At 42.0% G+C, this 11003-nt stretch carries 12 protein-coding genes; 9 read left to right on the top strand and 3 right to left on the bottom strand.

Annotation, left to right across the window (positions count from 1 at the left end):
- Positions 1-10: 10 nt before the first annotated feature.
- The 8 genes from B2863_RS01955 (at position 11) to B2863_RS01920 (ending at position 7043) form a co-directional block, all read left to right on the top strand.
- On the top strand, positions 11-160 hold the full coding sequence (locus tag B2863_RS01955; protein ID WP_296207167.1) for a copper resistance protein B: 150 nt from the start codon (positions 11-13) through the stop codon (positions 158-160).
- Positions 161-187: 27 nt separating this feature from the next.
- Entirely contained in the window at positions 188-673 is a 486-nt protein-coding gene (locus B2863_RS01950; RefSeq protein ID WP_296207166.1) for a DUF305 domain-containing protein, read from the top strand.
- Between the two features lie 431 nt (positions 674-1104).
- Positions 1105-1383: a DUF5676 family membrane protein gene (locus B2863_RS01945; protein ID WP_296207164.1), complete on the top strand. Its 279-nt coding sequence runs from the start codon at positions 1105-1107 to the stop codon at positions 1381-1383.
- A gap of 140 nt (positions 1384-1523) precedes the next feature.
- Entirely contained in the window at positions 1524-3989 is a 2466-nt protein-coding gene (locus B2863_RS01940; protein ID WP_296207163.1) for a copper-transporting P-type ATPase, read from the top strand.
- A 77-nt stretch (positions 3990-4066) separates the two neighbouring features.
- Positions 4067-4351: a Sec-independent protein translocase subunit TatA gene (gene tatA / locus B2863_RS01935; RefSeq protein ID WP_057758575.1), complete on the top strand. Its 285-nt coding sequence runs from the start codon at positions 4067-4069 to the stop codon at positions 4349-4351.
- A gap of 55 nt (positions 4352-4406) precedes the next feature.
- On the top strand, positions 4407-4793 hold the full coding sequence (tatB, locus tag B2863_RS01930) for a Sec-independent protein translocase protein TatB (protein ID WP_102093201.1): 387 nt from the start codon (positions 4407-4409) through the stop codon (positions 4791-4793).
- Positions 4790-5614 carry a twin-arginine translocase subunit TatC gene (tatC, locus tag B2863_RS01925; protein ID WP_057758579.1) on the top strand — a complete coding sequence of 275 codons (825 nt, stop codon included), beginning with the start codon at positions 4790-4792 and terminating at the stop codon, positions 5612-5614. The genes tatB and tatC overlap by 4 nt, the downstream gene beginning before the upstream one ends.
- Positions 5615-5750: 136 nt before the next feature.
- Complete coding sequence (locus tag B2863_RS01920) at positions 5751-7043, top strand: hypothetical protein (protein ID WP_057758581.1); 1293 nt, start codon at positions 5751-5753, stop codon at positions 7041-7043.
- Positions 7044-7083: 40 nt separating this feature from the next.
- Here B2863_RS01920 and B2863_RS01915 read toward each other — a convergent pair whose 3' ends face one another.
- Positions 7084-7443 carry a hypothetical protein gene (locus B2863_RS01915; protein ID WP_228706795.1) on the bottom strand — a complete coding sequence of 120 codons (360 nt, stop codon included), beginning with the start codon at positions 7441-7443 and terminating at the stop codon, positions 7084-7086.
- Positions 7444-7830: 387 nt separating this feature from the next.
- Here B2863_RS01915 and B2863_RS01910 point away from each other — a divergent pair, with 387 nt between their 5' ends.
- On the top strand, positions 7831-8220 hold the full coding sequence (locus B2863_RS01910) for a DUF6122 family protein (protein WP_025652669.1): 390 nt from the start codon (positions 7831-7833) through the stop codon (positions 8218-8220).
- A 209-nt stretch (positions 8221-8429) separates the two neighbouring features.
- On the opposite strand, the gene B2863_RS01905 is transcribed toward B2863_RS01910, so the two are convergent.
- Together B2863_RS01905 and B2863_RS01900 are read right to left on the bottom strand one after the other, a co-directional pair.
- Positions 8430-9023 carry a hypothetical protein gene (locus B2863_RS01905; protein ID WP_057758583.1) on the bottom strand — a complete coding sequence of 198 codons (594 nt, stop codon included), beginning with the start codon at positions 9021-9023 and terminating at the stop codon, positions 8430-8432.
- Entirely contained in the window at positions 9020-10900 is a 1881-nt protein-coding gene (locus tag B2863_RS01900; protein WP_296207157.1) for a site-specific integrase, read from the bottom strand. Before B2863_RS01900 ends, B2863_RS01905 begins: the two co-directional genes overlap by 4 nt.
- Positions 10901-11003 lie beyond the last annotated feature (103 nt).

Raw genomic sequence — 11003 nt, 5'->3', positions numbered from 1 at the left:
CGAGGTAAGGCTGACTTACGAGACGTTCAGTCGCCAACTAGCCCCTTATGTGGGCGTGAGTTATGAGACAGCGCTTGGCAAGGCTCGTGGTCAACGACGTCAAGAAAATGAATCGGTTGATAGCGGTAGTTTGACTGCGGGGGTCAAATTCTGGTTCTAATTTTATTAAAATAATAGGGGATATACTATGAATACTTCAGATCAAAACAACATGGATCATCAACAGGGCATGAACCCTTACGTAAAGTTCACCCTGATGATTGTGACGTCTACGATTGTGATGTACATCATGATGTATTTCAATACTTATGAATGGGATCATATTTATTTTAGTGAAACCCGAGCTTATATGGCGCTCTACATGGGTGCCGGTATGGCAGTGGTCATGTTGGCATTTATGACTAATATGTATAAGAAGACCAAGGTCAACTTAATGATTTATGGTCTAAGCGTATTGATGTTTGCTGTTGGTATTTGGGGCGTGCGATCACAAGCAACTGTCGATCAAGTCGATTGGATGCAAGCGATGATACCGCATCACTCGATTGCTATTCTCACCAGTAGCCGCGCTGATATTGAAGATCCGCGTGTACAACAGCTTGCTGACGATATTATTAAAGCGCAAAAGCGTGAGATCGCTGAGATGAAGCAATTGATTGATGAGCTTGAATAACGATCTATACTGATAGGAGTATTTTAAACAAATAAAATAATGGTCTATCAAATGATAGACGTAAGCATATAGGTCTTTTTATTCAAAGCTACTTTCACTGCAGAATCAAAACATTGCTCATGAAAAAGCAATAAAAGGCTGAGTATGCATGGTTCACTTTCCCCACTGGCCTTTTGGCTGCTGCAATTGTTGTCTCTTTTAGTGCTTACTCCTATATCAAAATCTCTAACGCTTACCCGTCAGCTGGCGGTGCTGCGACGTACTTGCATCAAGTATATAGAGACTGTTTGACGACCAGTTTTAATGCTCTGCTGATGTAATTTTATATAATTATTGCGCAGAGCTTTCTGGTTCGGATGTTCGGGTCATATACCATACCGTTGTTTGGTGGTGACGAAAGCGGTGTATAGCATCTACCAAGGAGAGTCAAGATGAACGAATTGAATTCAAAAGCGAATACTTTAAGAATTGGTCCTGTGGGCAACAGCGTTTCTCTGTTTCTGCTCATCAGCTATCTCTTGTGCATAGTCTTTGGCCTACTCGCACCTGAGCAGATAAGTATGCATGAGGCTTGGGCACCGCTGCTACCTGGTTTTGAATGGCTGACATGGTCAGGTTTCCTAATTGGATTTGTCGAATCCTATCTTTATGGTTGGTATTTCGCGATTGTGTTTGTACCGCTATATCGCTGGTTTGCCAAAGCACGATGAGTCTAGCGTAGCCATTGAATCTTCGGCTCAGATAGGTCAGCTATGCTTAGAACGACGAACAGTGCCCTAATCTTGGATGGGATCAAAAGCTGGCGACTTAGCCCTAAACTATCATTGCAATCAATAACGGGAACATAGTCATGAAACACGATACGACAAAAAATACTTCGGACAGCGAAGACCATGATTGCTGTGACGGTACAGTGAATACAGGCATAGAACCTAATAAAGATACCACTTACGATAAGGTGCCAACTGGCTATAGCGGAACCGTTTATACCTGTCCTATGCATCCTGAGGTCAGGGATACTGAAAAGAGCGATTGTCCGATATGCGGCATGTTCCTTAAACCTGAAGACGAGGTTGTTGATGAAGACAGTCATGCAAGTTGCCATGGTCATGGAGCGGATACTTCTAACAGCACTGATGTAAAATCTATCAAAGGCGGTAAATACGACAAAGTTCCTGCTGATTATGATGGCACGGTCTACACCTGTCCTATGCACCCTGAAGTCAGAGATGTTGAGAATAGTGGCTGTCCAATATGCGGCATGGCACTTGAGCCTGAAACGCTTACTATCGGTGAAGAAGATACCTCAGAGCTCGATGATATGACTCGTCGATTCTGGGTTTGTACAGTACTGACTGTACCGCTATTAATATATGTGATGAGCGGTATGTTTGACGTAAACGTAGTTAATTTCAGTCAGTATGGTATCTCCTCACAGATCTTACAATGGGCTGAGTTAGTGCTTGCGACCCCTGTCGTGCTTTGGGGCGCCGCCCCGTTTTTTGTCCGTGGTTGGCAGTCTATAAAAAGCCGCAATCTCAATATGTTTACTTTGATTGCGATAGGCGTAGGCGCTGCTTATATTTTTAGTATTGTCGCGACCTTTTTTCCCAATATTTTCCCAGACAGTTTCAGAGACGCTAATGGTCAAGTCGGTGTGTATTACGAAGCGGCAGCTGTCATTGTAACCTTAGTACTTTTGGGTCAAGTATTAGAGCTCAAAGCCAGAAGTCAAACTTCAGGCGCGATTCGAGCATTGCTTGAGCTCGCACCGCCGACTGCAAGACGTGTCGATGAAAATGGCAACGAAGTCGAAGTCTCGCTTGATGAGGTCGTCACTGGCGATAAGCTACGGGTTAAACCGGGTGAGAAACTACCCGTAGATGGTACAGTGATCGATGGCAATAGTAATGTTGATGAATCAATGGTAACGGGTGAGCCAATCCCTGTATCAAAAGCACAAGGAGATACGGTTACTGGCGGTACGGTGAATGGCACTGGAACGCTATTGGTCGAAGCGGTCAATGTTGGAGCAGATTCGGTATTATCCAAAATTGTACAAATGGTTGCCGAAGCTCAGCGTAGCCGCGCACCTATACAGAAATTGGTAGATAAGGTAGCTGGGTGGTTCGTACCGATCGTGCTTATCTGCTCCGTCATTACCTTTATTGTCTGGGCGATATTCGGCCCTGAGCCCGCTATGGCTTATGCTTTGGTTAATGCGATTGCGGTACTGATTATTGCCTGTCCTTGTGCCCTTGGTCTGGCGACGCCGATGTCAATCATGGTTGGTACTGGCAAAGGCGCACAAAACGGCGTCCTCATCAAAAATGCTGAAGCGTTAGAGAGTATGGAAAAAGTCGATACTATTGTCGTCGACAAGACCGGAACACTGACCGCTGGTAAGCCCGAGCTTACTGCAATTGACGCGCAGGTAGGTCAAGATGAAGACGAGTTCCTCGCATTGGTAGCCGCAGTAGAAATTGCAAGCGAGCATCCTTTGGCAGAAGCTATCGTTAGAGCGGCTCAAGAAAGATCACTCATTATTCCTAAAGCTACTGACTTTAATTCGACTACTGGCGAAGGCGTACAAGCCGTGGTCGATGGTAAGAACATCGCTATTGGTAACTCTAAGCTTATGGAGCGTTTAAACAGCTTCGATCAGGATTTATCTACTAAAGCTGATGTCCGTAGAAAAGACGGTGAAACAGTCATGTTTGTGGCTATAGATGGTAAAGCTGCTGGTATTATTTCAGTTGCTGACCCTATTAAACCAAGCACCAAAGAGGCTATTTCACTGCTTCATGACGCGGGACTAAAAGTCGTCATGCTAACGGGTGATAACGAAAAAACCGCGCAGGCAGTCGCCAATAAATTAGGTATCGATGAAGTCCATGCCGACGTCTCACCAGAGGACAAAAACCGTATCGTCAAAGAGATGCAAGATAGCGGTAAATTGGTAGCAATGGCAGGTGACGGTATCAACGATGCGCCCGCACTAGCGCAGGCGAATGTTGGTATCGCTATGGGTACAGGAACAGATGTGGCGATGGAGAGTGCGGGTATTACCCTGCTAAAAGGTGATTTAATGGGTATTGCTAAAGCTTATAAGCTTAGCCACGCCACCATGCGCAATATCAGACAGAACCTGTTTTTTGCCTTTATTTACAATGCACTTGGTGTCCCAATTGCCGCAGGTGTGCTCTATCCCGTATTTGGGCTTCTACTTAGTCCAATGATAGCAGCGGCAGCTATGAGCTTGTCGTCATTCTCGGTGATTGTTAACGCGCTTAGACTACGTAGGTTAGACTTGTGATATGAATGTTAGGAAAAATTGTCAAAACGTAATGCCCAATACGGGTTTTATTAGAATTTAAAAATAAGGATATCGTTATGGGTAGTTTTTCTATTACACATTGGCTGATTTTATTGGTTGTGGTGGTGGTCGTATTTGGCACCGCTAAGCTTAAAAATGCTGGTAAAGATTTAGGCGGTGCAGTAAAGGGTTTTAAAGAAGCAGTCAAAGATGAAGAAACCGAGCATGCTCGCAATAATCGTGCACTTGACCATGAAAATAGTAGTCCAGTTGCAAGTAATGATTTAAATACACAGGTAGGGGCTCAGGCTGATGATACAGAAATCAGCCCTGTCACCACTGATGATCAGCACAAAGTATGAAGCGAGCCGCTTATAAATAGCGGCACTAAATAGTCTTTTAATATATGTGACTGTTATGTTTGATATCGGGTTTTCCGAGTTACTCTTGTTTGGCATCATTGCTTTAATCGTATTGGGCCCAGAAACACTGCCGCAGGCCGCGCGTACGGCTGGGCAATGGTATGCCAAACTGCGCCGTACAGTATCCACTCTACAGTCTGAAATAGAAGCTGAGCTTGATCTGGCTGAAACGCGCCAACAAATGCAAAATGAGCTTGCAAAAATTCGTCAGACTGAGTCAGATATGAAGCGTGAACTAGCAGAGATGCGCGGTAGTATGCAAAAATTTGAGCAGTCGCAGAACCAAAGCTTAGACGCTTCACATCAACCAATCACCTCTTATGATAAAGAGCATCAACCGAATACTTCCTCCTCGTTCATTAAACAGGAGGCGGATCAGTGAGCCTATTTAAAAAGCGAAAAAGTCGACAAGAAAAAATCGCTGCTACGGAACTTGAGGCGCCAACAGATACAACACAGAATAATGAGTCTGGAGATAGGTTAGGTACGCTCAGTGATATGCCTATCACTGAACACTTGATTGAACTACGCAAGCATCTCATCAAAATATGCGTGGCCGTCTTGATTATATTCTTAGCATTGGTAGGGTTTTCACGAGAGCTCTATAATCTTTTATCAGACCCATTAGTGGCGCAGTTACCCATCAATTCGACCATGATTGCCACTGATATAACGTCAAACTTTATGGCACCCATTCGCTTAACGGTTTTTGTCGCTGCATTTTTAGCGATGCCTTATATCCTGTATCAAATTTGGTCGTTTGTCGCCGCTGGCTTATATAAGAAAGAGAAGAAAATTGCTATTCCTGTGCTGTTGTCTTCGATATTTCTATTTTATACGGGGGTTGCTTTTGCCTACTTTGTCGTGCTCAAAGGTGTATTGAAATTTTTTATCCTATTCGCGCCGCAGAACGTTATACCGATGACCGATATTGATAGCTATCTGAGCTTTGCCCTCAAGTTGTTTATGGTGTTTGGACTGACTTTTGAGATTCCAGTGGTTACCTTACTACTGATAATGGTTGGAATCGTTTCTACTCAGAGTTTAGCAGACAAGCGTCGTTATATCATTGTCGGCTGCTTTGCGGTTGCAGCGGTAGTAACACCGCCTGATGGCATATCCATGCTCTTGCTAGCGATTCCTATGTGGCTATTGTTTGAGTTGGGTTTATTCTTAGCAAAAATGTTAATCAAAGAGGAATGAAGCACCGCTTTAGACTCAGGAAGTGAGACATTAAAAAGCAACTAGCATCATCGTAAAAACGCCAAATACCCCTTTTGTTTTTTGCTGTTTACTAGAGTATGTCAGCGTAAGCACTCTACTTAACGACGAGGTTTAAATGGAACACTTAACCAGCAACAACGAAGAAACTAATGACGGTCTTGCAAATCAACTGAATCAAGAGTGCTACTGCATTACTCTCAATCGTAAAGCGCTCAATACAAGCCTTCAAGATCAATTAATGGAAACTAGAAACAATCCAATAGGAGCGAACGAGCTTAATAAGCTTTTTTCAGCAACACCAGTGTTCGTCCCTAAAACAGAGATAGAGACAATGGTGCGAATCGTCGCAGCTATTGAGTCGGCTGCTAAACTTCCATCTTACCAACAGCAAGTATTGTCATGGGCACCCAAAATTGCTGCTTTCGATCCAGGGCCAATAGGAGCCTTTATGGGTTATGACTTTCACTTAGGTAGCGATGGCCCTCAACTTATTGAGATCAATACTAACGCTGGAGGCGCATTTTTAAACGTAGCACTTGCCCGTGCACAAAAACAATGCTGCCACCCTTCTGAGCAAAGTGCTGATATTACTAAAATGCTTGATGGGTTTGAAGAAGCTGTCACTAGCATGTTCATACAAGAGTGGCAGCGACAATCAGCTACTGCCATGCCTAATCGCATAGCTATTATCGATAATGACCCTAAGAATCAGTTCATGTTTTTGGAGTTCCAGTTAGCACGTCAACTGCTCCAAGCTAAGGGCGTTGACACTGTGATACTAGATCCCTCTGAACTCGACTATGTCGATGGTGCTCTGACAGCCCATGGACAGAAAATCGATATGATATACAATCGTCTGGTCGACTTTGCATTTGAAAACCCTAACCACGCCGTGCTTAAAAGTGCTTATCTAGAGGGTGCTGTGGTGGTGACACCCAATCCCCATGTACATGCTATGTTGGCCAATAAGCAAAACCTGACCTTGCTATCCGATTCGCAGACATTGCGCGCTTGGGGTCTAGATGAGGCTGCAGCGAGGTACCTTGAAAAGTCGATACCAAAGACTAAGCTTGTATCAAAAGACGAGGCAGCAGCGTTGTGGCGTACTCGGCGACAGCTGTTTTTTAAGCCAGTTGCTGGTCATGGAAGCAAAGGGGTCTATCGCGGTAGCAAGCTGACTCGACGCGTTTTTGAGAACATTCTTGATGAGGATTATATCGTACAGACCTTTGTTCCTGCAGGAGAGCGATCAATAAAAATTGATGACACTGTAACAACGAGAAAGGTGGATATACGTCTTTATACGTATGACGGACAACTGCTACTACCTGCGGCGCGTGTGTATCAAGGTCAGACGACTAATTTCCGTACACCAGGAGGTGGGTTTGCGCCCGTCTTTCAGGTGTAATGAGCTAAATAGCACCAACTGCTCTTAATGCTAACCTCTATTAATTGGATATCTGCCAACCTAGGAACATCCACTTGACAGTGTAGATTAACAGTATCGGAATGACCACCCACTGAACGAGCGGCAACGCACCTATGCTTAATAACGGAACATCAGGCATCAGCCCACTATAATTCCACCTTTGGCCAGCGCCAGTTGCCCAGTATTCAAAGAGTATTGTTACGGTCAGGCCAACGCCAAGGTATATCGATAAAGTCGACAGACGCCACGGCTTTGCAATCCAAAGCCAATCTTTTACAAATAACGCCGCAAGCACGTAGGCGCCAAAAGCAATATTGGCATCACCGACGGTCGCACGCGTACAAAGCCAGACCACGTCCCAGTGTCTCGCTTCGGCCATACCGGAGAAGAACGGTACCTGTGCCATCTCCCAAAAAAAATGGAGAAAGAAACTTACGCTCCATATCATTAGGGCAAGCACTGCTGATGTCGCTGCTCGGCGGGATAGGTTTGCAAGAGTCATCATTCCTCCAAAAATAGCCATAGCAATAAATGCAGTTCCATGTTTACTCGTTCGTTATTACCAGACCGAAACGCCGCTTACTGGCGTCTCCCAACGGCAGATTAGTATGTTACTTGCTGCGCGTGTTTATTAAGGTCAGGTGACTAACTTCCGTACGTCAGGTGGTGGATTCGTGCTTGCCTTTCAGGTGTGAAGGTATACCTCAGATCGTGTATGATACTCTTAGAACAATTTTTAAAACACCCTCTTAGTTCGGAAAAAGCGATGAGTCAAACCGTTATCCATTATTTTCTACATTTTGGCATGCCGTTGATTATCGCCTATATGTTTTTTCGTAGTGACTATAAGCGAGTTTATTTGATCCTAATAGCAACCATGCTAGTTGATTTAGATCATCTGCTAGCGACACCTATCTTTTCGCCCAATCGTTGTAGTATTAATTTCCATCCGCTACATACTTATTATGCGATGGCAGTATATGCGGGCATGTTGTTTCTACCAAAGCCCTATAAGATAATTGGTTTAGGGTTATTACTGCATATGTTGACTGATTTAAATGACTGTATAATGACCTATATTAATTGTCCACAGTGTTTGAGTCAGGCTCCTGCCCGTGAGTTGGTAGCGTGGTTAGGCAGAGCTATTAAGTTTTAATACGGTTGTGACTACATCCCTTTGTATCTCTCTCATAAATCATCTCTTTAATGACTCCTAGAAGTAGATATATCGCTATCCAATCCTGAATAAGTCCTCGCATTAGATCGCTTGTGTTCCAATTCGAGGATTAAGGTTGTCTAGCTTGTTACTCTAAGCTTAGTGAGATAGCTCTGTTTCTAATCAGGCATAGCGGAAAGAATTAACCGCTACTTCTTTAGTTTAGTATGACTATTCAATGTGCCACGTGTTGTATCAAGCAGATCGGCGACGTTATTTAATAAAATGTAATCTTTTGGGGTTTTTGATTCCCTATTGAATATTTCACTCCATATCTGACTTTTATACTCTTGCATTATTGTTTTAAGGCTTGGATACATAAGCCCAGGTTTAGCTAACGAGAGTATTGATATTGCTCGGATAAAGTCCATGTATATAAAGTCAATCACATCCTGATCAAATTCTTTCTTAACTTGTTTCTTATGCTCAGGCTTAGAGTCTTTTTTAGAGGTTTTATAACTTAAGAAAATAGTATTGTTGTTATTAATATCTTTGAGGTTAAATACAGGTGAAAAACAACCACCAATGAGTAAATACTCATTCACATCCTTATTTACTAACGATACATTATGAATAGGTAAACTGTTATAACAATCAAACTTAGTCTGCATAGATTTAATATAGGCTTCTTGACCACCACTTAAGTAGGCTTTCACTATTAGCTTAGTTAGTTGGCTAGCCAACGGATGAAGACTAATTTTAGTGCTACTATTAATGCTGATAGACTTTGCTGACAGATTCATGGCTTGTGATCTCCTAAATTAATTCTTTGCCCTATCATAATGAAAGCGTAATGACAGAAAATTTGTAAAGTTCTAACGGTCCATTGCTTGATTGGGAGATTTGATTTCTCTCTATTATTAAGCCTAGTCTGCTCAGTTTGGCTAGATAGTGATAATTCAGCACGGATCTGCTTTTTGTATATCTTGCCGTTTAATTTATCAGCTACATTGCACTTTTTTATTTGAGATGAGGCAAGTAATTTCATCACAGGCTTCCATTGCTCTTTATCATCATCGCTAGCTTGTGCATAATGGTATATTTTTAAATTAATATTTTTTTTAAAGACTAGTTGTCCTAATACTTGTATATAGCTATATAGATCTAATGCTTGATCAAAACTAATATGATTTTTATGGTATTGGGAGTTCATAAGCGTATGCGCTATAAACTGAAGCATAGATTCTCGTCTTTTTTCTATCTTATATAAGTCACGAAATTTATTGGTCATCTGCATGAGTATGTTGTTATCTTCGACATACCTGTCGAATACCGGTAATAAGCTCATATTATCATCAGGCGCGAATAATCTTGAATTACCATGTATGGTTTTAAAAGAAGGGTGATCTTGCAACTGCTGAGCGTTATTAAGCCATATTTCAAAAGTATTTTGATCAAGCTTATAAATATCCATTTTTTCCTTGAAATCTTCTTCCTTATCATGTACCTCAAGAGTCTGACGGACTTCATCGAATGAATATCTTTTTGGCTTTGTAGATGTTTTATCTTCTGTCTTTAGTAGTTCACTATGTTTTGGTTTAGGCAGTGGTTTAAGTTTGAGCTTGTTAAGCAAATAATAATTAATTGCAGTAGGTGTAGCACCTAACAGCTTTTCCCTACGTCTCGGAACGCTTAGTAATTTATAGTGTTTAGCCGTCAACTGGTAATCCATGTGCCAAAGTAGCAATCCAATCTGAATGTCAGTCAAATGCACATAAGAGTCAAAAGTAGTGCTAGGACTGGCATGTCCAGCTACTCCAGCTAAGGCATATATTTTTTTGTATTGTAGGGATGTCTCAATATAAGCCAATATTTTACAAGACTTGTCTTCGTCATAAGGTAATAAGTCTTTTAAAGTTTGAGAGCATTGATGCCCATTAAAAGCATTAGCTTTATCATACAAAAATGACATTAATTGAAAATTAGTTAAGAAGCTATGTCTTAAATGATGGGTCGTGAGATGAGAAAGTCCTGTTGTAGTTTTAATTAACTGAGATATGGTTTTTGATAAATCACTGGCACGATAAGCCATACCAGCTTGATTAGCGATTAAGGTATCCCCTTTACTTTTACTACGCCTAAGCTCGACTCTCTTGAAAAACGACATTTCTGAATTTGTTAAAAGTTGTTCTAACAATGTCCGTCTTAAGGCAGAACCCGTTTTATTATTACCATATTTATTATTACGCACTTCTAGATAAGCTGAAGTTATAGCCACATCTTTTAATCTAATCTTAACTATTTCACCTATCCTGAGTCCACAGCGCTGCCCTAAAATCAAAGCGAGCTTCACCGCTTCTATTTCATCCTTAGTCATTTCAAGATTGTCAGCATTATTAAGAATAGCCTGAAACATGGTTTCTGAAAGATAGCCTGTCCTATGATGCGCTCGCTTGGTAGATGAAAAAGGTGCAATAGGTTCAATGCCATGATGATTAACTAAATATGCATGTATCTCATCAATATTAGTGGCAATAGCATTTTGAGCGTCTTTAGACTTACCAAGTTCGATAAGTTCGCTATAAAGTTGAATATAATCCTCTTCAGTATGATCCTCAAATGCAACACCTTGAGTTAATGATAACCAGCGATTCGTAATACCACCGCTATGAGTCCGCATGCTGCTTACCTTTTTACTAGTCACTGTTTTCGTCAGTAACCAACCTACGATTGCAAGCTCACTCAAAGGAGCGTTGTTCGTTAATATGAACCGCCCCGACTTT

The organism is Psychrobacter sp. UBA3480, assembly GCF_002377945.1.
Taxonomy (GTDB): Bacteria; Pseudomonadota; Gammaproteobacteria; order Pseudomonadales; family Moraxellaceae; genus Psychrobacter.
The sequence above is the reverse complement of the archived record's forward strand: the minus strand, read 5'-3'. Positions and strand labels throughout refer to the sequence as shown.